The organism is Methylobacterium sp. J-118 (assembly GCF_057836565.1).
This window is the reverse complement of record NZ_JBYQFA010000001.1, coordinates 5406945-5431362: the sequence shown is the minus strand read 5'-3', so window position 1 is coordinate 5431362 and position 24418 is coordinate 5406945. Positions and strand designations below refer to the sequence as shown.

Genomic DNA, 24418 nt, shown 5'->3' with positions numbered 1-24418 from the left:
CGACATGGGCTGGGGCCCGGACCTTCCGAAACCATCGCGTCCGAGGGTCCTAAGCCTCGATCACGGTGGCGGGGATCGCGCGGCCCCAGGATGCGAAGGTCACCTCGGTGCGGGCGCGGGCGTCCATCGCCTCGAAGCCGCGCGTGTAGTTGTCGTGCACGAGCAGGTTGGCCTGGCTGCCCTGCCGGGAGGTCTCGCTCTCCGGCCAGAGCGGCGGCGCGTAGCCGCGCCCGTCGGCGCCGACGATCAGGCAGGTCAGGCCCAGGGCCATGACCCGCCGGGTGAGGCCGTCCGGGCCGCTCTCCGCGAAGAAGGCGTCGAGCTTGGACCGGATGGCGTAGGTGCCGAGCAGGGCGGCGGCATGCTCCCGCCGCATCGCGAAGGCGTTGGTCCGCAGGTGCGGATTCGGGAAATCCGGGAACAGGCGGTTGATGTAGCGCAGGCTCTCGAAGGACCCCGTCGCGCCGACCAGGCCGACGCCGGGGCTGTCCAGGTTGCGCAGCAGCTTGGCGAGCCAGTGCGGGGCGTTGAGCTCCGCGTTCGTGTTGAGGAAGCAGACGTGGTCCTCGCGCACGCGCGACAGGGCATCCGCGTAGGCGCCGAGGTCGAAGCTGAGATCGTCGGTGTCGATCGCCTGGACGGGCAGGCCGTCGAAGGCCTCCTCCGCGGCCGAGCGCTGCGTGGCGTCGGCGAATCCCTTGAAGATCACGTAGAGCGCGTGGTCGTGGCCGGCCGGATGCGCCCGGTAGGAGGCGGCGAAGCGCCGGAACCGGTCGGCGTGGTCGGCGTCGTAGCCGCGGGCGAGGTAGAGGACGGCGGCGGTCCGGGTCGACATGGTCTTCGGGCACTCCGACGGCGTGGCCGGCCCGGGCGGCCGGACCGCGGGCCTTCACGGCGAGGCTGATAGAGGCTGCCGGCCGGCGTGACGAGGGGGGTCCGCGCGGGCGGGGGCTCCCGCCGACCCGGCCGCGTCCGGAGGAGGCGTCGCCGCCCGGGGTGATGACGGGTTGTACAGCATCGGCCTTCGCGCGTAAGCCGCACGGGATCGGAGTGGAAGGCCGGCCCCCGCGCCGCCGGCGCGGCGCGACGCTCCGGCGGGACCGACGGATTGCCGGGGAGGCAGGGATGAAGGCGGTGATCTTGGCGGGCGGCCTCGGGACGCGCCTGTCGGAGGAGACCGGGACGCGCCCGAAGCCGATGGTCGAGATCGGCGGCCAGCCGATCCTGTGGCACATCATGAAGGGCTTCGCGGCCCACGGGGTGCGCGAGTTCGTGATCTGCCTCGGCTACCGCGGCTACATGATCAAGGAATTCTTCCTCAACTACCGGCTCCACCTCTCCGACGTCACCGTCGAGACCGGGACGGGCGCGATCGAGTTCCACCGCAGCGGCGCCGAGGACTGGAGCGTGTCGCTGATCGAGACCGGGCCCGAGACCATGACCGGCGGCCGGCTGAAGCGCGTGCGCCCCTATCTCGGGACCGAGCCGTTCTTCATGACCTACGGCGACGGGGTCTCGGACGTGGACCTGACCGCGCTCGCCGCCTTCCACAGGGCCCACGGCCGGATGGCGACCCTGACCGCCGTGGCCCCGCCCGGGCGGTTCGGCGCCCTGGAGCTGGAAGGCGACGCGATCCGCAACTTCCGGGAGAAGCCCGCCGGCGACGGCGCGGTCATCAACGGCGGCTTCTTCGTCCTCGACCCGCGCGTGCTCGACTACGTGACGGGCGACAGCACCGTGTGGGAGAACGAGCCGCTGGAACGCCTGGCGCGCGAGGGGCAGCTCCAGGCCTACCGGCATACCGGGTTCTGGCAGGCGATGGACACCCTGCGCGACAAGAACCAGCTCGAGGCGCTCTGGACGCGCCGGGCCGCCCCCTGGATGGTGTGGTGATGGGCGCGCGCAATCCGGATCCGGGCTTCTGGGCCGGCCGGCGGGTGCTGGTCACCGGCCATACCGGCTTCAAGGGCGGCTGGCTGAGCCTGTGGCTCACGCATCTCGGCGCCCGGGTCACCGGCTTCGCGCTGGCGCCGGAGACCGAACCGAGCCTGTGCGCGCTCACCGATCTGCCCACCCGGATCGACAGCCGGATCGGCGACGTGCGCGAGGCCGCGGCGCTCGCCGCCTGCGTGGCCGAGGCGCGGCCCGAGATCGTCCTGCATCTGGCCGCCCAGGCGCTGGTCCGGCCGTCCTACGCCGACCCGGTCGGCACCTACGCCAGCAACGTCATGGGCACGGTCCACCTGCTGGAGGCGGTGCGCGCCTGCCCGTCGGTCCGCGCCGTGGTGATCGTCACGAGCGACAAGGCCTACGAGAACCGCGAGTGGGTCTGGGCCTACCGCGAGGACGAGCCGATGGGCGGGCGCGACCCCTATTCCAACTCGAAGGGCTGTGCCGAGCTCGTCACCAGCGCCTACCGCGCCTCGTTCTTCGGCGCAGGCGCCCACCCCGCGCGGATCGCCAGCGCCCGGGCCGGCAACGTCATCGGCGGCGGCGACTGGTCCCTCGACCGCCTGGTCCCGGACGCGGTGCGCGCCTTCGCGCGCGGCGCGCCGGTGGAGATCCGCGCGCCGGGTGCGGTGCGGCCCTGGCAGCATGTCCTGGAGCCGCTCTCGGGCTACCTGGCGCTGGCCGAGGCCCTGTGCGGGGCGGATGGGGGACGCTACGCGGAAGGCTGGAACTTCGGCCCGGCCGACGCGGATTGCCGGCCGGTCTCCGAGGTGGTGGCCGGGCTCGCCCGGGGCTGGGGGGCGGGCGCGCAGTGGCGGCTTGCCGCCGGCCCCCACCCGCACGAGGCGACCTTCCTCAAGGTCGACGCGTCGAAGGCGCGCGCGCATCTCGGCTGGGACCGGCGGCTGGCGCTCGCCGAGGCGCTCGACTGGACCGGGGCGTGGTACCGCGCCCAAGGGGAGGGCGCGGACGCCGCCGCGCTGACGTTGGATCAGATCGCGCGCTACGCAGCGCTGGCGGAGACGGGGGACCGGGCATGAGCGCAGGAACGGAACCTCTCCCCGCCGCCGCGGCCCGGGCCTGCTGCCGATCCTGCGGTGCGCCGCTCACCCGCACCGTGGCCGATCTCGGCCTGTCGCCGCTCGCCAATGCCTACGTCCCGCCCGAGCGGGCCGGGCAGGGGGAGATGGTCTACCCGCTCCACGCCTATGTCTGCGAGACCTGCTGGCTGGTGCAGCTCGAAGCGTTCGAGAGCCCGGAGCAGATCTTCTCCGACTACGCCTATTTCTCCGGCTTCTCCGCGGGCTGGCTGCGCCACGCGGAGGCCTACGTCGCGGCGATGACCGGGCGCTTCGGCCTGGGGCCGGACAGCACGGTGGTGGAGGTCGCGAGCAACGACGGCTACCTGCTCCAGTACTTCGTCGCCCGCGGCGTGCCGGTGCTCGGCGTCGAGCCGGCCGCCAACGTCGCGGCCGCGGCCCGGGACAAGGGCGTGCCGACCGAGGTCGCGTTCTTCGGCCGCGCCACCGCCGAGCGGCTGAAGGCCCAGGGCCACGGCGCCGACCTGATGGCGGCCAACAACGTCCTCGCCCACGTCCCCGACATCCTCGACTTCGTGGCCGGATTCCAGGTGCTGCTGAAGCGCGACGGCGTCGGCACCTTCGAGTTCCCGCACCTGCTGCGCATGATCGAGCACAAGCAGTTCGACACGATCTACCACGAGCATTTTTCCTACCTCTCGCTCGGTGTCGTGTCCGGCATCCTGGAGCGCTCGGGCCTGCGGGTGTTCGACGTGGCGGAACTGCCGACCCATGGCGGCTCGCTGCGGGTGTTCTTCTGCCACGCCGACGGGCCGCACGCGCCGACGCCCGCCGTGGCGCGGGTGCTGGACGCCGAGCGGGCCGGCGGCCTGTTCTCGGCCGAGGGCTACGCGCGGTTCGCCGAGTCCGTGGTCGCGATCAAATGCGCGAGCCTGGACTTCCTGATCGCCGAGCGTTGGGCGGGCCGGCGGGTCGTGGGCTACGGGGCGGCCGCCAAGGGCAACACCTTCCTGAACTATTGCGGGATCGGCCCGGAGCTGGTCACGGCGGTGGCCGACCGCTCGCCGCACAAGCAGGGCCGGCTCCTGCCCGGCAGCCGGATCCCGGTGATCGCCCCCGAGGCGCTGCTGGCGCTGCGCCCGGACACCGTGCTGATCCTGCCGTGGAACCTGAAGGCCGAGGTCATGGACGAGATGGCCGGGATCCGCGCCTGGGGCGGACGCTTCGTCACCTGCATCCCGAGCCTGAGCGTGGAGTAGGCCGGTGATCGTCGAGGAGCTGCCGCTGGCGGGCGCCTATCGGATCGGGATCCGCCCGCACACGGACGAACGCGGCTTCTTCGCCCGTACGGTCTGCGAGGACACGCTGGCCGAGCGCGGCCTGGTCGGCCGGTTCCGGCAGTCGAGCGTGTCGTTCAACCGGCTGCGCGGCACGGTGCGCGGGATGCACTACGCCCTGGCCCCGCACGCCGAGACCAAGCTCGTGCGCTGCACGATGGGGGCGATCCACGACGTGATCGTCGACCTGCGCCGGGGCTCGCCGACCTATCTCCGGGCGGCGGGGATCGAGCTCTCGGCGGAGAACCGGGCGGCGCTGTACATCCCGGCGGGGTTCGCCCACGGCTTCCAGACGCTGCGGGACGACACGGAGGTGCTCTACATGATCGACCGCGCCTACGTGGCCGAGGCCGCCCGCGGCCTGCGCTGGGACGACCCGGCGCTCGCCGTGGCCTGGCCGGAGCCCGTGGCGGTGATCGCCGAGCGCGACCGCACCTATCCGGCCTGGACCGGCGCGGATCCGGTCGTATGAGCGTGGGCGCGCGCCGCGTCCTCCTCACCGGGGCGACCGGGTTCGTCGGCGCCCACGCGATCCCGGCGCTCCAGGCCCGCGGCTTCGCGGTCCACGCCCTCGGACGCCGGCCGCCGGCCGCGGAGACCACCTTTCACCCGGTGGACCTGCTGGACACGGCGGCGATGCGGCGTGTCGTCGGCGCCGTCCGGGCGAGCCACCTTCTGCACCTCGCCTGGTACGCCGAGCCGGGCCTGTACTGGCGCTCGCCCGCCAACCTCGACTGGGTCGCGGCGAGCCTCGCGCTGGTCCGCGCCTTCCGGGAGGCCGGGGGCGGGCGGGCGGTCGCGGCCGGCACCTGCGCCGAATATGCCTGGGGGCCGGAGCACCTGCGCGAGGACGCGCTCTGCGCGCCCGCGACCCTGTACGGCGCCGCCAAGGACGGCACGCGGCGCGTCCTCGAGGCCTATGCGGGCGAGACCGGCCTGTCCCTCGCCTGGGGGCGGCTGTTCTTCCTGTACGGGCCCGGGGAGAAGCCAGGCCGGCTGGTCGGCGACGCGATCCGGGCGCTTGAGGCGGGGGCGCGCTTCGGCACCAGCCCGGGCCACCAGCGCCGGGATTTCAGCCACGTGGCGGACGCGGCCGGGGCGTTCGCGGCCCTGGTCGACTCGGAGGTCGCGGGACCGGTCAATATCGGCTCGGGGACGGCGCCGCCGGTGCGGGCGATCTTGGAGCGGATCGGCCGCCTGACCGGCCGCCCGGACCGGATCGATTTCGGCGCCCGGCCGCTCGCTGCGGGCGAGCCGGCCTGCATCGCGGCGGACGTGACCCGCCTGCGCGCGGAGGTCGGCTTCCAGCCCCGCTTCGACCTCGATGCGGGGCTCCAGGCGACGCGCGCGGCGTACGGGGCGGGGGTGTAGCGCCTGTCAGCACACGGCGCGTCTCAGCCCGGCCGCCGCTCCGTCCCGCACCATTCGGCCACGAACAGCGCCATCGCGGTGGTGCAGCGCTGCACGGAGGCGAGGCTCACGCGCTCGTCGAAGCCGTGGATCGCCTCCGCTCTCGGCCCGTAGCACAGGGCCGGCACCCGGTCGTAGAGGGCGTGGACCCGCGTATCGAGGTAGCTCGCGCTCATGAAGCTCTGAAGCGGCGCGCCCATCGCCCGTTCATGGGCGCGGCCGAGCACGGCCTCGGCCTCGGAACCCGCGTCGAGCACGTAGCCCTCGGCGAAGAAGCCGTTGAACGCCACCCGGGGCGGGTTGTTGGCCAGGAACGAATCGGTGCGGGCGAATCGCGCCACCGCGGCCTCGACCTCGGCCGCGGCCCGCGCCGCCGGCACACCCGGATAGAGCGCCACCCGGCAGTCGATCCGGCACCAGGCCGGGACCGAGGAGGCCCAGTCGCCCCCCGCGATCCGGCCGATATTAAGGTTGATCGGGTGGTCCTCCCCCTCGAAGTGCCGGTGCCCGGCCGCCTCGGCGTTCCAGCGGGCCTCGACCTCGCGGAGCGCGCCGATCACCCGGTAGGTGGCGTCGATGGCGTTGGCGCCCGCACCCATCTCGCGCACGTGGACCGGCACGCCCCGGACCTCGACGGTGAACCACAGCACGCCGGTATTGGCGCGCACGAGCTTCTCGTCCTCCGGCTCGGGGATCAGCACGGCCTCGGCCCTGTAGCCGCGCAGATGGGTCATCAGGGCGCCGTTGCCGGTGGATTCCTCCTCGACCACGGACTGGACCGTCACCGAGGCCGCCGGCTGCAGGCCCAGGCGGGCGAGCGCATCGAGGGCGAACAGGTTGGCCGCGTGCCCGGCCTTCATGTCGCCGGCGCCGCGGCCGTACATCCAGTCGCCCTCGATCACCGGGTCGAAGGGGGGATGGGTCCAGAGGTCGAGGGGGCCCGTCGGCACGACGTCGACATGGGCCTGCAGGATCAGGGAGCGCCCGGTCTCGGTGCTCGGCCGGTGGTGGCAGACGACGATCGGCGCGTCCGAGTGGTGCGCCGGGTCGATCTTCGAGCCGCCCGGATGGGCCGCGATGGCGTCCCGGTCCATGGCGAAGCGCTCGGTGGCGTAGCCGCGGGATCGGAACCGGTCGAAGACGTAGTCCTGGCAGGCATGCTCGGCGCCGCGCAGGGAGGCGAACCGGACCAGCGCCTGCGTGTGGGCGACCTGATCGGCAAAGCCCTCCGCCACGGAGGCTTCGATCTCGGCGACGAGGGCGGGGTCGAGGGCCATGGGATCTCCGGCAGGTTACAATCGGGAGGAAGCGCCCGGCCCCGGACACGTGTCAACCGAGGCGGGATCTCAGCTCGATTCGGGCGCGGCCCGGGCGGCGGGCGGGGGACCGCAGGCCCGCGCTCCGCAAAGCGTGACCGCCTGCGCCGGGAACCGCGGTGTTGCCAACGGCTTAGCCAATCGGCAAACCGTCGCGGTTTCGCAGTCGGAGTGGCTCATGCGTATCGGTCTGGTCTCGGTCCTGTCCGGCCTGCTCCTGTGGGCCGCAATCCCGGCGCCCGCCTCAGCGGACGTGCTTGTCAGCGTCGACAAGGGCACGCAGCGCATGGAGGTCGCGGTCGACGGTCAGCCCCGCTATTCCTGGCCCGTCTCCACGGGTGTCGAGAGCTACGACACCCCGTCCGGGTCCTACCGCCCGTTCCGGATGGAGCGCGCGCATTTCTCGAAGGAGTGGGACGATGCCCCGATGCCCTTCGCGATGTTCTTCACGAACCAGGGCCATGCCATCCACGGCACCAACCACGTCCGCAACCTCGGCCGGGCGGCCTCGCATGGCTGCGTGCGCCTGTCGGTGCGCAATGCCGCGACCCTGTTCAATCTCGTGAAGGCGCAGGGCATGGGCCGGACCCGGGTGGTGATCGAGGGCGCGGACATGCCGGTGGCCGAGGGTGAGCCGCGCGCCATCCGCGTCGCCCGCCGCCGCGGATCCGACGCGCCGGAATTCCTGCAGGCGGATGGCGACCAGATGGGCCGCCGCCCGCGGCCGGCCTACTACGAGAGCCGCCCGACCTACGTGCCGGCGGTGGGTTACGGCTACCCGGTCGACGCGAACCCGACGGACGCCTGGTAGGCCGCCCGCGTCCCGCACGGCGGCGCCGGCGGGGGCCCGGCAAGGCCCCTCCGCCCGGACGACCGCCGGTCGCGTGGTCCGGGTGCGAACGTCATGCGCGGTGGCGCCTGCCCATTGCCGCGGACCCCGTCCAGGCTTAGCTCCACCGCGGCCCCAGAGCCCACGCGGCTGCGGCCGCGATCCGACACGGATGGAGACACCCCCGAAATGCCTTTCGCGTTCTGCCGGTCCCTTCCCCTCGCCGCCCTGGCGCTCGCCGCGGCCACCGTGCCGGGCTACGCCCTGGACGTGACGCGCTCGGCCGACATCGCCGCGCCCCCGGCCAAGGTCTGGCAGACGATCGGGGAGTTCTGCGGCATCGGCGACTGGCACCCGGCCATCGAGAAATGCGCCCTGTCCGACAAGGACGGCATGAAGGTCCGCACCCTCAGCCTGAAGGGCGGCGGCACCATCAAGGAGGAGCAGGTCTCCCGGGACGACAAGGTGATGAGCTACACCTACACGATCCTGGAGAGCCCGCTGCCGGTCTCGGACTACAAGTCGACCCTCTCGGTCGCCCCCGCCGGCTCCGGCTCGAAGGTGACCTGGACCGGGACCTTCAACGCCAAGGGTGCGCCGGACACCGTTGCCGTCGACGCGGTCCAGGGCATCTACGATTCCGGCCTGAAGGCGCTGGCCGACAAGGCGAAGTAGCCGCCGTCACAATTTGGCGTGCGCGGCGGCACCGTGACGGCGGCCGCGCGCGCCAAGCCCCTCTGACGACACCGGAATTCCGCGCGGCGGGTATCCGCCGCCCCGCATCCTGTGATCGATCGTCCCGTCGCGGCGGCGATTGACCCGCTGCCAAGCTCGGCTCAAAACCCGGGCGGCGCGGCCCCTCGCGCCCCAACAGGATGATCGCCGTGCCCGCGTCCCGTCTCCCGATGCGCCTCAGCCTCGCCGTGCTCGCCGTCGCGGCGCTGGGGGCCTGCCAGCAGCGCGCCGCGCCCGCGGTGGCGGAGCCCTCGACCATCGTCCCGGCCCCGCTGGCCCTCCCGACGGGCAGCGGCTGCGGCCCGGAGATCGCGCGCACCAAGGCGATCGTCGACAGCGACGTCGCCACCGGCAATCTCAACAAGCCGGTGGGCGACCGCTTCAACGCCGATCTGGCGCAGGCCGCCTCGGAATGCGCCGCCGGCAAGTCCGGCGAGGCTGTGCATCTCCTGGCCGCCGCCAAGAGCCGGTACGGGTATCGGTGAGCGGAGTCTTTCGGTTCGGCGCGCCGTTGGGGCCTCTGGTTTCAATCCTCAACGTGCGTCCAACCCATCTCCCTCATCCTGAGGCGCCGGAGCGCAGCGGAGGCCTCGAAGGAGCCCTCCAGCCGGCCGCGCGATTCCTGGAGCCCTCCTTCGAGGCCGCTCCGCGGCACCTCAGGATGAGGGGGATTGGCTTAGGATAGGGATTGCCCCAACGCGGGCGCAGTTCAGCTAGATCACGAACAGCAGGTTCAGCCCGGCCCGCCGGAACCCCTCCTCGGCGATCTTGAGATCCAGCCCGTAGGCGGCGATGTCGTCCGCCACCGGGTCGAGGGTCGGCGCCCGGTGCTGGTGCAGGTGCTTGATGTAGCTGTGGCAGGTCGTGCAGGTCTCGACCTGGACGTCCTTCGAGACCTCGTCGAGGCCGTAATAGCTGACGCCCTCGCCCGCGCCGCAGGCGGTGCAGCGGATGCGGACATGGTTCCAGAAGGTGCCGCAGAGCGAGCAGCTCAGGTAGCGGGCCTTGTCGGCCGGGGTCCAGGCCACGATGACGCTCGCCACCGGGGCACCGCCGCAGCACGGGCAGACGCCGTCGGCCACCGGCTTCAGGACCTTGGTGTCGAGGCGGGCGGCCTGTTCGGCGAGGCGGATCTGCAGGGCTGCCGCCACGAACACGCATTCGGCGATCCGGTCCATCGGCAGCGCCCCCTCGAAGACCTGCAGGGCGAGGTCGAGGCGATCCGCCGGGGACGCCGCGCGCAGGGTCTCCCGCGCCGCCTGTGAGGCCTCAGGTGCCGTGGCGAGGTCGACGGCGTCGAGGAGGCCCAGGAGGCAGGCGTCGAAGCCCGTATCGGCCTCCAGGCTGTGCCGCGACAGGGGCGGCATGCCGTGCTCGCTCCGCAGCGCCAGATCGGCCGCGTCCGGCAGGGTGGCCGGCGGCCCCTTCGCCTGGAGCGTCGCCTGGGCCCGGGCGATCGCGGCCACGAACCGGAGATAGGCCTCCAGCGGGTGGCCGGGCGCGATCGCAATCAGGCGCTCGGCCCGGTCGGCGAACAGCGTCGCCGGATCGGGCAGGCGCACGAACGGGACCGAGCCCGAGATCCCGATCTTGTCGGGGTCGGGCTGCAGCTCGGAGAAATCTCGGCGGCGGGGTTTCGGTTCGGCCGCGACGGGGGTCGACTCATCCGCGGCCGGCGCCGCGGGCTTGCGCCGGAAGAAATTGGCCACGCCTCAGGATCCGCTCTTGTCCACCGCGCCGTCGCGGGCCTTGCTGCCGGCGATCTGCCGGAACCACTTGCGGTGGTGGCGATAGGCCCAGCCGCCCGTGACCGTGCCGCGGACCATCGCCCGGCCGGTGCCGCGCACCCAGATGCCGGCGTAGATGTGCACGACGATGATCGCGATGGCGATCACGGCGGCGAGCGAGTGGGCAAGCAGCGCCCAGCGCTGGGTCTCGATCGAGGTGAAGCCGCCGAAATAGGTGTTCCAGATCACGAGCCCGGTGACGAACATCACGCCGATCAGCGCGGTCTGGCCCCAGAACACGCCCTTCTGCCCGGCATTGTACTTGCCGAGTTCGGGCAGCCGGTCCTCACGGTTGGTGACCACGTCGCCGATCTTCATGGACCACGCGACATCGTCCTTGTTGGGGATGTTCAGCTTCCAGAAGCGCACGAACAGGAAGAAGAAGCTCACGGCGAGCGCCACGCCGAACCAGGGATGGATCGCCCGGGTCGCCTGCCCGCCGCCGAAAAGGCCGGTGAGCGAGAACAGGTAGGGCGTGAACATCGCCAGCCCCGAAAGGGTCAGCAGGGTGAACAGGATCGCGGTGATCCAGTGGTTCACGCGCTGCACGCCGGTGTAGCGCGGGACGTACAGCACCTCCGGCGTCTCGGCCTTGGCGTGGTGCAGGGGGCGGGGATCGCCGTCGCGGATATCGCTGTGGATCGTCATCGGCCTTCACTCGCCTGACGGGGCCGGCTCCGCGGCGCGGGGCGGCCGTTTCGTACAAGATAGGGTGTGGCGGCGGTGCCGTCTCCACCCTGTCGATTCCGGAACCGCGCGCCTTTCCCTCCCCCCTCTGCGGGGGAGGGTGGCCCCTGCGTCAGCAGGGGTCGGGCCGGGACGAAGTCCCGCAAGAGGGGAACCCGGGTTCAGAAAGGGGCGGCGCGGTGATGAAGGCCGCAGCCTTCTTCGGCACCGTCGCTCCCCTCTCCCGACCCCCTTCGGGGGCCACCCTCCCCCGCAGAGGGGGGAGGGAGACCGTCGCGTTTCAGTGCGGCCGGGCCTCGCCGCCGCCGGTCTCCCGGCGCTTGGCCTCGTCATACTCGACCGCCTCTTCCTCCTCCTCGGGCACGACCTCGTTCGGGCCGGCCGTGACGTAGTGGAAGAAGCCCGCCACCGCGGCGAAGCCCATGGCGGCGAGCCCGAACACCTTGGCGCCGCCCTTCCAGAAGGCGACCAGCGGCGAGATCTTCGGGTCGTTCGGCAGGCCGGCATAGAGGCTCGGCTGGTCGGCATGGTGCAGCACGTACATGACGTGCGTGCCGCCGACACCGGCCGGGTCGTAGAGGCCGGCATGGGCGAAGCCGCGCGACTTCAGGTCCTCGACCCGGGTCTCCGCCTGCTCGATCATCGCCTGCTTGGTGCCGAACATGATCGAGCCGGTCGGGCAGGCCTTGGCGCAGGCCGGGGCCTGACCGACCGCGACCCGGTCCGAACACAGGGTGCACTTGTACGCCTTGTGGTCGGTCTGGCTGATCCGCGGGATGTTGAACGGGCAGCCCTTCACGCAGTAGCCGCAGCCGATGCAGTTCTCCTCGATGAAGTCGACGATGCCGTTGGAGTACTGCACGATCGCGCCCGGCGACGGGCAGGCCTTGAGGCAGCCCGGCTCGGTGCAGTGCATGCAGCCGTCCTTGCGGATCAGCCATTCGAGGTTCTGGGTCTCCGGGTTCTCGTACTCGGTGAACCGCATCAGGGTCCACGACTTCGGGGTGAGGTCGTGGGGGTTCTGATAGCTGCCGGTGTTGACGCCGATGTCGTCGCGCAGGTCGTTCCACTCTTCGCAGGCCGATTGGCAGGCCTTGCAGCCGATGCACTTCGACACGTCGATGAGTTTTGCGACCTCCACCTGGCGGCGGATCTCCGGCGGCGTCTCCGTGGAGGCGGAGCGCTGGCGGATGTCGAGGGAGCTGTAGTCGGCCATGTGTCAGCTCCCCCTATGCGACCGCGTCCGACGGCGGCGTGGTCGGCTCCATATTCACGAGCCAAGCCTTGAACTCCGGCGTCTCGGTGTTCGCGTCGCCCACCACGGGTGTCAGCGAGTTCGGGTGCCATCCTTTCTTGGTCAGACCCATGAAGCCCCAGTGCTGCGGGATGCCGACGACGTGGACGGGCTTGCCGTCGCAGATCAGCGGCTTGATCCGCTTGGTCACCATGGCCTTGGCCTTGAGCGAACCGCGCTTCGACCAGACGCGGACCCATGAGCCCCTGGCGATGCCCTTCTCCTTGGCGAGTTCCTCGGAGATCTCCACGAACGCCTCCGGCTGGAGGATCGCGTTGATCCGGGCATGCTTGGTCCAGCCGTGGAAGTGCTCGGTGAGCCGGTAGCTCGTCGCCGCGTAGGGAAACTCCTTCGCGTCGCCGAGATCGGCCAGGTCATCCTTGAAGATGCGGGCCGCGGGCGCGCCCTTGATCTTCGGGAACGGGATGTTGGCCACCGGCGATTCGAACGGCTCGTAGTGCGTCGGGAACGGCCCGTCGCGCATGAGACCCCGGGTCCACAGGCGGGCGACGCCCTCCTGGTTCAGGATGAACGGGCCGACGCCCTTATCGGGGGCGACGGTGACGCCGTAATCCGGCACGTCGAAGCCGATCCACTGCTTGCCGTTCCACTCGATGAGCTTCTTCTTCTCCGACCAGGGCTTGCCCTCGGGGTCGCAGGACGCCCGGTTGTAGAGCACGCGCCGGTTGGCGGGCCACGCGAAGGCCCAGTTCGGCGCGATGCCGCGGTCGCCGGGATCATTGTTGTCCCGGCGGGCCATCATGTTGCCCTTCTCGGTATAGCAGCCCGAGTAGATCCAGCACCCGCAGGCGGTGGTCCCGTCGTCCTTGAGCTGGGCGAAGCCGTCGACCTGCTTGCCCGCCGGGATGATGGTCCCGTTCAGGTCCGGGGTCGGCGCCAGGGTATAGCCGTTGAGTTCGCGGGCCAATTCCACGGGCGTCGGCGACTCCGACATCGCGTAGTCCCACTTCAGATTGACGATCGCGTCCGGGAACGCCCCGCCATCCTTCTTGTAGGCCTCCTTCATGCGGAGGAAGATCCCCGACATGATCTCGATGTCCGAGCGGCACTCGCCCGGCGCTTCCTGGGCCTGCCAGTGCCATTGCAGCCACCGGCTCGAGTTCGAGAGCGAGCCCTCCTCCTCCACGAACAGGGTGGTCGGAAGCTCGAACACCTCGGTCTGGATCTGGGTCGGATCGACGTCGTTGTACTCGCCGTGATTCTCCCAGAACCGGGCCGTCTCGGTCTTGAGCGGATCCATCACCACGATGAACTTCATCTTGGAGAAGGCCTCCGTCATCTTGGCGCGATTCGGGAACGACATCAGGGGGTTGAAGCCCTGGATGACGTAGCCGGTCATCTTGCCCTGCTTAGCGAGCTCGAACCCGCGCAGCACGTCGTAGGTCGCCACATCGAGCTTGGGCAGGTAGTCGTAGGCCCAGTCGTTCTCCTTCGTGGCGTAGTCGCCCCACATTGCCTTCTGGAACGAGACGAAAAACTTGTTGTAGTTCTGCCAGTAGCTCGTCTGCCCGGGACGCAGCGGCTTGAACTGCCGCTTGGCGGCGTAGCTCGCGTAATCGGGCTCCTTCTCCACCGGGATGTTCAGATAGCCGGGGATGAGGTTGCTCATCAGCCCGAGATCGGTCAGCCCCTGGATGTTGGAGTGGCCGCGCAGGGCCTGCATGCCGCCGCCGAGCATGCCGATATTGCCGAGCAGCGTCTGGACGATGCACATCGCCCGGATGTTCTGCGAGCCCTTGGAATGGTGCGTCCAGCCGAGCGCGTAGAGCGAGGCCATCGTCCGCTCCGGAGAGGACGTGGTCGCGATCATCTCGCAGACCTTCAGGAAGGTCTCCTTCGGCGAGCCGCAGATCCGCTCCACCATTTCCGGCGTGTAGATGGCGATGTGCTTCTTGAGGAGCTGCATGACGCAGCGCGGGTGCTGCATCGTCTCGTCGACCACGGCGTAGCCGTCGGGGCCGATCTCGTAGTCCCAGGTGGTCTTGTCGTAGTCGCGCTTGTCGGCGTCGTAGCCCGCGAACAGGCCCTCGCTGAAGTCGTAGCCCTCGCGGACCACGTACCCGGCGTTGCTGTAGGCGGAGACGTAGCGGTGCTGCAGCTTGTCGTTGTCGATCAGGTACTTCGCGACGCCCGACAGGAACGCGATGTCCGACCCCTGCCGGATCGGGCAGTACAGATCGGCCACCGAGGCCGTGCGGGTGAAGCGCGGATCGACGACGATCAGCTTGGCGTTGTTATGGGCCTTCGCCTCGACGACCCACTTGAAGCCGCAGGGATGCGCCTCGGCGGCATTGCCGCCCATCACGGTGATCACGTCCGCGTGCTTGATGTCCATCCAGAGGTTGGTCATCGCACCGCGTCCGAAGGAGGGCGCCAAACTGGCGACCGACGGACCGTGTCAAACCCTGGCCTGGTTGTCGAAGACCAGGGCCCCCATGCTGCGGACTGTCTTGTAGGTCAGCCAGGCCGTCTCGTTGGTGGTGGCCGAGGCGCCGAGGAAGCCCATCGTGGTCCAGCGGTTGACCGTGAGGTCGCCGTTCTTGGCCACGAAGTTCTTGTCCCGGTCCTCCTTCATGAGCTTCGCGATCCGGTCGAGGGCGAAGTCCCAGGAGACGCGCTTGAACTCCGAGGAGCCCGGGGCGCGGTGGAGCGGGTACTTGGTGCGGGTCTCGGCATGCACGAAGTCGAGCAGCGCCGAGCCCTTCGGGCAGAGGGTGCCGCGGTTGACCGGATGATCCGGGTCGCCCTCGATATGCATCACCGAGGAGCGGGCGTTCTTCGAGCGGTCGCCGAGGCTGTAGAGAATCACGCCGCAGGCGACCGAGCAGTACGGGCAGGTGTTGCGGGTCTCGCGCATCTGCGCGAGCTTGAACGGCCGCACCGCGGCCGCCATGGCCGGTTCGAGGCCGCCGAACCCGAGCGCGCCGAGCGTGCCGCCCGCGAGGCCGGCGCCGGCCCCCCTGAGCAAGCCGCGCCTTGAGACCTGGACCGTCATCTCCGCCTCACAAAAAAGCGATCTGGTATAATTCCAGGGTGTCCCAAAAAAGCGTGCGCGAGGCAAGTGCGGTTGCGTGACACAGCATCCGATCCTGTCCCGGATGAAGCGGCCCGTTTCCCCGGTCCGGTATCATCCTCCGGGGAAACGGTTTTTTTACTTGCTCGGAATCGCGGGATTGGTTCCCGAAGGCCCCGCGGTCCGGTGTTCCAGGGGCGCCTGCGGCTCGGTGGCGGAGGAGCCGCCCGTTTCGGCCTTCGGGACCGGACGGTCGGCATTCTCCTTGGTCGACTGGCCGCCGGGATCCGGCGCGTCCTTGGCGGCCGATTGTTCCCGGGGCACGGGAGCCTGGCTCCATCCGTCCTGGGCGCTCCGGGACTTGTCGCCCATCGCGTCGACGCCCTTGATCTCCCCGGGCTTCGTCTGGGCCAGGCACGGCGATCCGGCCATGACCGCCACCAGAAATACCAACGTCGTCAACGGGATCGGGCGGGACACGGGCGGCTCCGGGCAGCAGGATTGTCAAAGGTGGGCAACGTGTCCCCGGCGGCGCCAGTTCCGGCCTGCGACACCGCCCCGGCGGTCGGTGCGCCCCGCCCGGCCGGAGGAGACTTGTCCTTAACCAAGCTTTGCCATTCTGGTCCGGAGCCGATGCCAGGATGTCCCGATCATGTCGAAGCCGCATCCCGAGCGTCCATCTCCGCCCGGACCGGCCGCGCGCGCGACACCCCTTCCCACCGGAATCCGGCGCCACCTCGGCCAGAACCTGCGTGTCTACTACGCGGAGGCCCTCGCGGCCCCGGTGACGCAGCGCCTGGAAGCGCTCATCGCCCAGCTCACCAAGCCGAAGGTCTGATCCGGACCGGAATTTTACAGGCGCGCTCGGACGAGCGGGCTCGTCACGCCCGGCAGGCGGACCTGCGGGCAAGATCGGTGTGCGCCACCACACAATAGATCGTTCGTTCTATGGAACCAGCCGAGACGTCATGTTTCTTCCCCTCGATCCGATCTCGGGAGAAGATCCATGCCTTCTAGCCGGCTACGTCCCTGACGACGCTTGCCTTTCTAACGGTCTCCCGGATTCTCCCCACCGCAGGGCATCGGGCATTTTCGCGGCTGGACTTGACTTCGTTCGATAAAACGAACGATTTCTGGCTCTCCGGGGGGCGACCCCTGCATCGCAACCGCGAATGGCCGGGGATCGGACGGGATGACGTACGCTGCGGGTCGAAGCCGAATCGTCCGGGCGGTCGCCCTGTCCCTGCTGGCCGGGGCCGGCCTGTGGACCGGCCCGCACCCGGCCGCCGCCGAGACCGCCCTGCTCAACGTCTCCTACGACCCGACCCGTGAGCTCTACCGGGAGATCAACGCGGTCTTCGCCGAGGAGTGGAAGGCCAAGACCGGGGAGGCGATCACGGTCCGCGCCTCCCACGGCGGCTCGGGGGCGCAGGCGCGCACGGTGATCGACGGCGTCGATGCCGACGTGGTCACCCTGGGCATCCCCTCGGACATCGACGCCATCGCCCGGCTCACCCACAAGATCCCGGAGGATTGGCGGACCAAGCTCCCCAACGAGGGCGTGGCCTACACCTCGACGGTGGTGTTCCTGGTCCGCAAGGGCAACCCGAAGGGCGTCAAGGACTGGGCCGACCTCGCCAAGCCCGACGTGAAGGTGATCACCCCGAACCCGAAGACCTCGGCGGGCGGGCGCTGGAACTTCCTGGCGGCCTGGGGCTACGCCTACGGTCAGGACAAGGACGCCGCCAAGGCCGACGCCTTCGTGGGGCAGATCTACAGGAACGTGCCGGTGCTCGACACGGGGGCGCGCGGCTCGACCGTGACCTTCGCCCAGCGCGGCCTCGGCGACGTGCTGCCGACCTGGGAGAACGAGGCCTATCTGGTGCTCCAGGAGTTCGGCGCCGACAAGTTCGACATCGTCTCGCCGCCGAGCTCGATCTACGCCGAGCCGCCGGTGGCCCTCGTGGCGGTGAACGCCGAGCGCAAGGGCACCACCAAGGCCGCCCAGGCCTATCTGGACTTCCTCTACACCGACCGCGCCCAGGCGATCTTCGCCAAGCACCATTATCGGCCGATCAAGCGGGACGCGGCGGCGCCCGCCGACCTCGCCCAGCTCCCCGAGATCAAGCTGTTCAAGATCGAGGACCTGCAGGGCTCCTGGGACGAGATCCAGAAGCGGAACTTCGACGCCGGCGGCCTGTTCGACCGCTTGAGCCGCGCCGGCCGCTGAGGCTCCGGACCATGGTCGAGACGCCGCGTCGCAAACGCACCTTCCGCCGGCCGAGCGTGATCCCGGGTTTCGGGATCAGCTTCGGCTACACGCTGACCTGCCTCGGGCTGATCGTGCTGCTGCCGCTCGCCGGGCTGGTCGCCAAGGCCTCGGGGCTCGGGCTCTGGGGGATCTGGGGGGTCGCCACCGATCCGCGGGTGGCGAGCGCCCTGCGGATCAGCTTCGGCGTCTCGGCGCTCGCCGCCCTCGTGGCCTCCGTGTTCGGCTTCCTGGTCGCCTGGGTGCTGACCCGCTACCGCTTCCCGGGCCGCAAGCTCGTCGACGCGGCGGTGGACCTGCCCTTCGCCCTTCCGACCGCGGTCGCCGGCATCGCGCTGGCCTCGCTCTACGCGCCGGACGGGCTCGTCGGCGCGCCCCTGGCCCGGCTCGGCATCCAGGCGGCCTACACCCCGGTGGGCATCTTCATCGCCATGGTGTTCATCGGCCTGCCCTTCGCGGTGCGGACCGTGCAGCCGCTGATCGCCGAGATCGACAAGGAGATCGAGGAGGCCTCCGCAACCCTGGGCGCCACGCGGATCGTCACCTTGACCAAGGTCGTGCTGCCGCCGCTGATCCCGGCGGTGCTCACCGGCTTCGCGCTCGCCTTCGCTCGGGGGGTCGGCGAGTACGGCTCGATCATCTTCATCGCCGGCAACCTGCCCTACGTGTCGGAGATCGCGCCGCTGCTGATCGTGATCAAGCTCTCCGAGTTCGACTATGGCGGGGCGGCGGCGATCGCCACGATCATGCTCGGGATCTCGTTCCTGACGCTGCTCGCCATCAACCTCATCCAGACCTGGTCACGGCGGCGGTTCGGCTATGTCTGAGATCTTCTCCCCGGCCTCCGTGCCGTCGGCCAAGCCGGACTCGGTCGCCTCCGAGGGGGCGGCCACCCGCGCGGTCCTGATCGGGATCGCCGTGGCGTTCCTGGCGCTGTTCCTGGTGCTGCCGCTGATCGCGGTCTTCACCCAGGCCCTGTCGCACGGGCTGGCCGCCTTCCTGGACGCGTTCCGGGAGCCGGACGCCTGGAGCGCGATCCGCCTGACGCTGACGGTGGCGGCGATCGCGGTGCCGTTCAACGTGGTGTTCGGGCTCGCCGCCTCCTGGGCGATCGCCAAGTTCGAGTTCCCCGGGAAATCCCTGCTGATCACCCTGATCGACCTGCCCTTCTCGGTCTCGCCGGTGGTCTCGGGGCTGATCTACGTGCTGCTGTTCGGTTCCCAGGGCCTGTTCGGCGGATTCCTGCTCGATCACGGCATCCAGGTGCTGTTCGCCCTGCCGGGGATCGTGCTGGCTACGGTGTTCGTGACCTTCCCGTTCGTCGCCCGGGAGCTGATCCCGCTGATGCAGGAGCAGGGCACCGCCGAGGAGGAGGCGGCGCTGACGCTCGGCGCCTCGGGCCTGCACGCGTTCCGCACGGTGACGCTGCCCAACATCCGCTGGGGCCTGCTCTACAGCGTGCTCCTCTGCAATGCCCGGGCGATGGGCGAATTCGGGGCGGTCTCGGTGGTGTCGGGCCACATCCGCGGCCTGACCAACACCATCCCGCTCCACGTGGAGATCCTCTACAATGAGTACAACTTCGTCGCCGCCTTCGCCGTCGCTTCGCTCCTTGCCGCCCTTGCCCTCATCACCCTCGTCCTCAAATCCGTCCTCGAATGGCGCTTCTCAGGCGAGCTCGCGGGCGGCCGGGCGCACTGACGCCCCCTCGGATCGCCCGTCGACGGCGATCCGGGTCGAGACCGTCTCGAAGACCTTCGACACGGCGGCGGTGCTGCACGACCTGTCCCTCGACGTGCGGGCGGGGGAGCTGATCGGCCTGCTCGGCCCCTCAGGTTCCGGCAAGACGACGCTGCTGCGGATCATCGCGGGGCTCGACGCGCCGGACCGGGGCCGGATCCTGTTCGGCGGCGACGATGCCACCGGCCTGCCCGTGCAGGAGCGGGCAGTGGGCTTCGTGTTCCAGCACTACGCCCTGTTCAAGCATATGAGCGTGGCCGACAACATCGCCTACGGGCTGAACGCGCGCCGCCGGGCCGACCGGCCGGCCAGGCCTGAGATCAAGCGCCGGGTCGGCGACCTCCTCGATCTGATCCGGCTCTCCGGCTTCGGCGACCGCTATCCGTCGCAGCTCTCGGGCGGCCAGCGCCAGCGGGTGGCGCTCGCCCGGGCGCTCGCGGTCGAGCCCCGGGTGCTGCTGCTGGACGAGCCCTTCGGGGCGCTGGACGCCCAGGTGCGAAAAGACCTGCGCCGCTGGCTGCGGGAGATCCACGACCGCACCGGCCAGACCACGATCTTCGTGACCCACGACCAGGACGAGGCCCTGGAGCTGTCCGACCGGGTGGCGGTGCTCGACCACGGGCGCCTCGAGCAGGTCGGCACCCCCGACGAGGTGCAGGAGCACCCGGCCTCCGCCACCGTGATGAAGTTTTTGGGGGATTCCGTCGAGGTCGAGGCCATCGCCGAGGGCGGCCGCGTCCTGGTGCGGGGCCGGGAGACGCCGGTGGTCGCGCCCGCCGGGGTGATCGGCCCGGTCAAGCTCTACGTGCGCCCCTGGCAGCTGCAGCTCGCCGAGCCCGAGACCGCGCATCTCACCGGCACCGTGCGCAGCTCCTACCGGACGCAGGGACGCCAGCGGATCGAGGTGGCCGATGCCGAGGGGCACCTGCTCGCCGTGGAGGATTTCGACGGCGTGCGCTACCCGGCCGGGCACCCGGTGGGCCTGCGGATCAACGGGGGGCATGTGTTCGGGTGACGCTCGCCAGCCCCGGCGCACCTGCCTAGGTTCCCGCCCATGACCGAACCGAATCGCACCGCTCCGGATGTCCTCGCCGCCATCGGCGACACGCCGCTGATCCGCCTGCGCCGGGCCTCCGAGGCGACCGGCTGCGAGATTCTTGGGAAGGCCGAGTTCCTCAATCCCGGCCTGTCGGTGAAGGACCGCGCCGCGCTCGCCATCGTGCGGGACGCGGAGGCGCGGGGCCTGATCCGGCCGGGCGGCACCATCGTGGAGGGCACCGCCGGCAATACCGGCATCGGCCTCGCCCTGGTGGCGTCGGTGCGCGGCTACCGGACGCTGATCGTCATCCCGGTCACCCAGTCCGAGGAGAAGAAGCAGACCCTGCGGCTCGCGGGGGCACGCCTCGTCGAGGTGCCGGCCGTACCCTTCGCCAACCCGAACAACTACGTCCACGTCGCCCGACGGCTCGCGGACAAGCTCGCCGCCACGGAACCGGCGGGTGCCTTCTTCGCCGACCAGTTCGACAATGTCGCCAACCGGCAGGCCCATGTGGACGGCACCGGCCCGGAGATCTGGGCGCAGACCGGCGGCCGGGTCGACGGCTTCACCTGCGCGGCCGGGACCGGGGGCACGCTGGCCGGCACCGCCGAGGCCCTGCGCGCCCGCAATCCGCAGGTGAAGATCGCCCTCTCGGACCCGGAGGGCTCGGCCCTCTACGCCCACTACACGACCGGTACCCTGAAGGCCGAGGGGTCCTCGATCACCGAGGGGATCGGCCAGGGCCGCATCACGCGGAACCTCGACGGCTTCACCCCGGATCATGCCTTCCGCATCCCGGACCGCGAGGCGCTGGACATCGTGTTCGGCCTGATGCGGGAGGAGGGGCTGTCGCTCGGCGGCTCCTCGGGGATCAACGTCGCCGGGGCGATCCGGCTGGCCTGGGAACTCGGGCCCGGCCACACCGTGGTGACGATCCTGTGCGACGGGGCGGCGCGCTACGCCTCGAAGCTGTTCAACCCGGCCTTCCTGACGGAGCGGAACCTGCCGGTGCCGGGCTGGCTCGACGCGCCCGGGGATGCGCTGCCGGACTGGCACGCCTGAGACCCGGGCGCCCATCCGAAACTTTCCTCACAAAAGCGTGGCGTGGGGTTGAACGGAACGGAATGTCGCAGCGTTTGAACGGTCACGCTCGCATCAGCGCGACCGTCCGGAGAGTTCGACCATGTCCCTCGTCACCATCCTCCTCATCATCCTGATCATCCTGGCCTTCGGTGGCGGCGGCTTCCTCGGCGGCGGCGCCTATCGCGGCCCCGGCTTCGGCCTCGGCGGCATCCTGCTCATCGTGCTGATCGTCCTGCTGGTCACCGGCCGGCTGTAATCCGCGGGCCGTTGCCCGAAGCCTCACCCCGAAAGACGGCCTCCGGCGTTCGGGGTGAGGCGGATCGAGGGACGAAGGCATCGTCCCGATCGCGATTTCGCGGGACGGTGCGCCGGCGCCGCTCCCGAACGTGCCGGACCGCGGTCGTCGACCTTGCGATGACGGAATGGACCGGCGTTCGGCATCCCACCCCGACCGCCCTTCGCCGGGGGCGCCGGAGCGCAGCGGAGGCCTCGAAGGCGGGCGCGGGCTGGATGGCCAGGGTGCCCAAGCCAAGGGCCCCCAAGCCTCGCGCCTGACCGCGCCCTCGGGAGGCGCTAGCGGCAGGCGATGCCCACCACCGCCCGCGCCACCGCCCCGGGGCCGCCGTCCTGAAGCGGCTTCGCCTCGGCGATGCCCTGGGCGGCGAGGAACGGGCCGATCGCCCGGACCGGCACCAGCGGCAGGCGCGCCGGGGGCACGATCCCGGCGACCCGGCGCGGCGCCGCGGGATAGCGGGCGACCAGCCCGACGAGCCGACCGGACCGGTCGAGCACCGGCGCGCCGGCCGAGCCCGGCTGGAGGGCCGCGATCACGTCGCCCCCGACCGCGCTTCCGGGGGCGGCCCCGATCCCGTCCGGGCCCGGGGCGAGGGCGATCAAGCCGTCCTCGGCCCCGACCGGCTCCACCCGCGCTGCGGGCCGGAGCGGGGCGGGGGACCCCGGCGCGTCGAGGAGCGCGAGACCAGCCGGGTCGGCGGCGAGCATCCGGGCCGGCGCGCTCCCGATGCGGGGCAGGGCGCAGCCCTCCAAGACCGCGGCGGCCGTGAGCACGCGGCCCGGCGCCACCGTGAGACCTGCCCCCGCGCTGGAGACCTCCTGTGCCGGGGCAGGGCCGGCCTCGGGCCGGGCCGGAGCCGGTCGGGCCGTCGCAGAGCCCGGATCGGTCGGCACCGCGGCGGCCTCCGGGAACGGCGCGAAGGCGTTCGCCACCGCGATCACGAGGCGGTCGACCTCCGGCGCCAGGGCCCGGTCGTAGCCGAACAGGAAGCCGCGCACGCCCGCCGGCCCGGCGGCGTAGCGGATATAGGACCGGCCGGTCCCGGTCTCGGCGGTGACCACCACGCTGTCCGGCCGCCGCAGCCTGTAGGTGACCTTGCGGCTCGGCAGCGGCGCGGTGGCCTTCTCGAACAGGCTGTCCAGGGTCTCGGTCCCCGGCGGGTAGGCCCGGGTCTCCAGGGTCACGCGGCCGTCCTGGCTCTGCCAGCGGGTCCCCGAGGGGAGGGCGGTGCGCTTCGCCAGCAGGCGCTCGGGCACGCCCATCGCCGCGCCGCTGCCGGGATCCACGGCGACCCGGAAGCGCGCCGCCGCCCTGGCCGCGGCGCCGGCCGCCAGGAGCGCCGCCCGCCCGCGCGGGTCGAGGGGGTCGGCCCCGCCGGCGCGGGTCCGGTAGGCGTCGAGCGCCTCGAAGGTCCGCCGCCCGAACGCCCCCGAGACCACGGCGTTGAAGTCGCCGGTCCAGACCAGGGCCTCCTGGACGGCCCTGCGCTCCGCCTCGGGCAGGGCCTCGAACGCCGCCTTCGCCGCCTCGAAGGCGGGATCGACCGGTATCCCGGCCGCCGGCGCAGCCCGGGGCGGGACCGGCCGGGCCTGGGCTTGGGCTTGGGTCTGGGCGGCGGCGAGGAGGCCGGCGAGCAGCACCGTCGCGCCCCGGATCCCGTCCAGCCACGATCCGCCCGAATCCATGTTCGCCCCCGATCCAACGGCCCGATCCTGGCAGAGGCCGATGCGGCAGGCCAGATCGCACCGTTTCGATCCCCGCCGACGCTGTGCCACCGTGCGTCCCCCGCCGCGATGCGCTACAGGGCGCCTGTCCGGCCCCGGGCGGCGGCCGGACACCCGAATCGGCCTAGGGGCCGCGCGACGCCGCCACGGTTCGAGGGGGCCGGCATGAGCGAGACGAACAACACCTTCAAGAAGGCGCCCAAGCGCAAGGCCGCCAAGGGCAAGAGCATCAGCGTCTCCCCGGAGATGCGGCAGGCCTATGCCGACCTGATCCAGGAGCGGGCGGAGAAGCAGGAGGTCTACGGGCGCCACCTGCCGCAGGACGAGCCGCGCAAGCGCTAGGCGCACCGCCGCATTCCGCCCGCGGCGGGCTCAGCGCTTGCGCACGAACTCGGTGCGCAGGACGAGGCCCTTGATGGTGTCGTGGCGGCAGTCGATCTCCTCCGGATCGTCCGTGAGCCGGATCGACCGGATGACCGTGCCCTGCTTCAGGGTCTGGTTGGCGCCCTTGACCTTGAGGTCCTTGATCAGGGTCACGGAATCGCCGTCGGCGAGGATGGTACCGGCCGCGTCGCGGACCGCCACCGTCTCGGGGGCCGCCACCGTCTCGGGGGCCGCGCCCGCCGCCCCCGGCGGCAGCCACTCGCCGGTGGCCTCGTCGTACACGTAAGTCTCGTCGTCGCCTGTCAAATCCTCAGCCCCCGGGTTCGGTTCGGGGCAGGGTCCGGTCAGGATCTCGCAGGCCCGTCATCCGCGCGTCCCCACGCACCGAGCCAGTCGCCGAGTCGGCGGGGGACGGACGAGCTTAGCCGATCGGGCGGCCCGGGCGCGAGCCCGCACTTGCATCGG

Annotated in this window: 25 protein-coding genes; 16 read left to right on the top strand and 9 right to left on the bottom strand. The window is 71.2% G+C overall.

Features of this window, described 5'->3' with window-relative positions; all coding sequences use genetic code 11:
• Positions 1–49 precede the first annotated feature (49 nt).
• Complete coding sequence (locus AC3IF3_RS26485; RefSeq protein ID WP_489230904.1) at positions 50–835, bottom strand: hypothetical protein; 786 nt, start codon at positions 833–835, stop codon at positions 50–52.
• Between the two features lie 290 nt (positions 836–1125).
• Between AC3IF3_RS26485 and rfbF the strand changes: the two genes are divergently transcribed.
• The 5 genes from rfbF to AC3IF3_RS26460 are packed head-to-tail and all read left to right on the top strand — an operon-like array spanning position 1126 to position 5698.
• A complete protein-coding gene (gene rfbF, locus AC3IF3_RS26480; RefSeq protein ID WP_243971548.1) occupies positions 1126–1893 on the top strand; it encodes a glucose-1-phosphate cytidylyltransferase in 768 nt (255 codons plus the stop codon).
• Entirely contained in the window at positions 1893–2990 is a 1098-nt protein-coding gene (rfbG, locus tag AC3IF3_RS26475) for a CDP-glucose 4,6-dehydratase (RefSeq protein ID WP_489230903.1), read from the top strand. The genes rfbF and rfbG overlap by 1 nt, the downstream gene beginning before the upstream one ends.
• Entirely contained in the window at positions 2987–4249 is a 1263-nt protein-coding gene (locus tag AC3IF3_RS26470) for a methyltransferase domain-containing protein (RefSeq protein ID WP_489230902.1), read from the top strand. The genes rfbG and AC3IF3_RS26470 overlap by 4 nt, the downstream gene beginning before the upstream one ends.
• 4 nt (positions 4250–4253) lie before the next feature.
• Complete coding sequence (locus AC3IF3_RS26465; RefSeq protein WP_243971542.1) at positions 4254–4799, top strand: dTDP-4-dehydrorhamnose 3,5-epimerase family protein; 546 nt, start codon at positions 4254–4256, stop codon at positions 4797–4799.
• Positions 4796–5698 carry an NAD-dependent epimerase/dehydratase family protein gene (locus tag AC3IF3_RS26460; RefSeq protein ID WP_489230901.1) on the top strand — a complete coding sequence of 301 codons (903 nt, stop codon included), beginning with the start codon at positions 4796–4798 and terminating at the stop codon, positions 5696–5698. The genes AC3IF3_RS26465 and AC3IF3_RS26460 overlap by 4 nt, the downstream gene beginning before the upstream one ends.
• Positions 5699–5721: 23 nt before the next feature.
• Here AC3IF3_RS26460 and AC3IF3_RS26455 read toward each other — a convergent pair whose 3' ends face one another.
• Complete coding sequence (locus AC3IF3_RS26455; protein WP_489230900.1) at positions 5722–7014, bottom strand: ArgE/DapE family deacylase; 1293 nt, start codon at positions 7012–7014, stop codon at positions 5722–5724.
• A gap of 217 nt (positions 7015–7231) precedes the next feature.
• Here AC3IF3_RS26455 and AC3IF3_RS26450 point away from each other — a divergent pair, with 217 nt between their 5' ends.
• From AC3IF3_RS26450 to AC3IF3_RS26440, 3 genes are all read left to right on the top strand, one after another.
• Positions 7232–7864 (top strand): L,D-transpeptidase, encoded by a 633-nt coding sequence (locus AC3IF3_RS26450; RefSeq protein ID WP_489230898.1) that lies wholly within the window; start codon positions 7232–7234, stop codon positions 7862–7864.
• 207 nt (positions 7865–8071) lie between these two features.
• Positions 8072–8557 (top strand): SRPBCC family protein, encoded by a 486-nt coding sequence (locus tag AC3IF3_RS26445; protein ID WP_243971535.1) that lies wholly within the window; start codon positions 8072–8074, stop codon positions 8555–8557.
• 200 nt (positions 8558–8757) lie between these two features.
• Positions 8758–9102, top strand: a complete 345-nt coding sequence (locus AC3IF3_RS26440) for a hypothetical protein (protein ID WP_489230897.1) — start codon at positions 8758–8760, stop codon at positions 9100–9102.
• A gap of 228 nt (positions 9103–9330) precedes the next feature.
• On the opposite strand, the gene fdhE is transcribed toward AC3IF3_RS26440, so the two are convergent.
• The 5 genes from fdhE to AC3IF3_RS26415 form a co-directional block, all read right to left on the bottom strand.
• On the bottom strand, positions 9331–10326 hold the full coding sequence (gene fdhE, locus AC3IF3_RS26435; protein WP_489230896.1) for a formate dehydrogenase accessory protein FdhE: 996 nt from the start codon (positions 10324–10326) through the stop codon (positions 9331–9333).
• 3 nt (positions 10327–10329) lie between these two features.
• Positions 10330–11052 (bottom strand): formate dehydrogenase subunit gamma, encoded by a 723-nt coding sequence (locus AC3IF3_RS26430; RefSeq protein WP_243971529.1) that lies wholly within the window; start codon positions 11050–11052, stop codon positions 10330–10332.
• 319 nt (positions 11053–11371) lie between these two features.
• Entirely contained in the window at positions 11372–12307 is a 936-nt protein-coding gene (fdxH, locus tag AC3IF3_RS26425) for a formate dehydrogenase subunit beta (protein ID WP_243969524.1), read from the bottom strand.
• 13 nt (positions 12308–12320) lie between these two features.
• The gene (gene fdnG / locus AC3IF3_RS26420; protein WP_489230895.1) at positions 12321–15401 is read right to left on the bottom strand and encodes a formate dehydrogenase-N subunit alpha; all 3081 of its coding nucleotides are present in this window, start codon (positions 15399–15401) and stop codon (positions 12321–12323) included.
• A 156-nt stretch (positions 15402–15557) separates the two neighbouring features.
• Positions 15558–15899: a hypothetical protein gene (locus tag AC3IF3_RS26415; protein ID WP_489218955.1), complete on the bottom strand. Its 342-nt coding sequence runs from the start codon at positions 15897–15899 to the stop codon at positions 15558–15560.
• Between the two features lie 172 nt (positions 15900–16071).
• Between AC3IF3_RS26415 and AC3IF3_RS26410 the strand changes: the two genes are divergently transcribed.
• The 7 genes from AC3IF3_RS26410 to AC3IF3_RS26380 all read left to right on the top strand — a co-directional run bounded on the left by AC3IF3_RS26410 (position 16072) and on the right by AC3IF3_RS26380 (position 21806).
• Complete coding sequence (locus tag AC3IF3_RS26410; RefSeq protein WP_243969530.1) at positions 16072–16257, top strand: hypothetical protein; 186 nt, start codon at positions 16072–16074, stop codon at positions 16255–16257.
• Positions 16258–16611: 354 nt separating this feature from the next.
• Positions 16612–17649, top strand: coding sequence for a sulfate ABC transporter substrate-binding protein (locus AC3IF3_RS26405; RefSeq protein WP_243969532.1), 1038 nt, complete (start codon positions 16612–16614; stop codon positions 17647–17649).
• Positions 17650–17660: 11 nt separating this feature from the next.
• Positions 17661–18515, top strand: a complete 855-nt coding sequence (gene cysT / locus AC3IF3_RS26400; RefSeq protein WP_489230894.1) for a sulfate ABC transporter permease subunit CysT — start codon at positions 17661–17663, stop codon at positions 18513–18515.
• Positions 18508–19389, top strand: a complete 882-nt coding sequence (gene cysW / locus AC3IF3_RS26395; RefSeq protein WP_489230892.1) for a sulfate ABC transporter permease subunit CysW — start codon at positions 18508–18510, stop codon at positions 19387–19389. Before cysT ends, cysW begins: the two co-directional genes overlap by 8 nt.
• A gap of 70 nt (positions 19390–19459) precedes the next feature.
• Positions 19460–20443, top strand: a complete 984-nt coding sequence (locus tag AC3IF3_RS26390) for a sulfate/molybdate ABC transporter ATP-binding protein (protein WP_489230891.1) — start codon at positions 19460–19462, stop codon at positions 20441–20443.
• Positions 20444–20482: 39 nt separating this feature from the next.
• Positions 20483–21529: a cysteine synthase A gene (locus AC3IF3_RS26385; RefSeq protein WP_489230889.1), complete on the top strand. Its 1047-nt coding sequence runs from the start codon at positions 20483–20485 to the stop codon at positions 21527–21529.
• Positions 21530–21650: 121 nt separating this feature from the next.
• Positions 21651–21806, top strand: a complete 156-nt coding sequence (locus AC3IF3_RS26380) for a hypothetical protein (protein WP_007563230.1) — start codon at positions 21651–21653, stop codon at positions 21804–21806.
• A gap of 317 nt (positions 21807–22123) precedes the next feature.
• On the opposite strand, the gene AC3IF3_RS26375 is transcribed toward AC3IF3_RS26380, so the two are convergent.
• Positions 22124–23530 (bottom strand): S1 family serine peptidase, encoded by a 1407-nt coding sequence (locus AC3IF3_RS26375; RefSeq protein ID WP_489230888.1) that lies wholly within the window; start codon positions 23528–23530, stop codon positions 22124–22126.
• Positions 23531–23734: 204 nt separating this feature from the next.
• Here AC3IF3_RS26375 and AC3IF3_RS26370 point away from each other — a divergent pair, with 204 nt between their 5' ends.
• On the top strand, positions 23735–23911 hold the full coding sequence (locus tag AC3IF3_RS26370; RefSeq protein ID WP_243969544.1) for a hypothetical protein: 177 nt from the start codon (positions 23735–23737) through the stop codon (positions 23909–23911).
• Positions 23912–23941: 30 nt separating this feature from the next.
• On the opposite strand, the gene AC3IF3_RS26365 is transcribed toward AC3IF3_RS26370, so the two are convergent.
• Positions 23942–24259, bottom strand: coding sequence for an alkylphosphonate utilization protein (locus AC3IF3_RS26365; RefSeq protein ID WP_243969546.1), 318 nt, complete (start codon positions 24257–24259; stop codon positions 23942–23944).
• Positions 24260–24418: the final 159 nt, after the last annotated feature.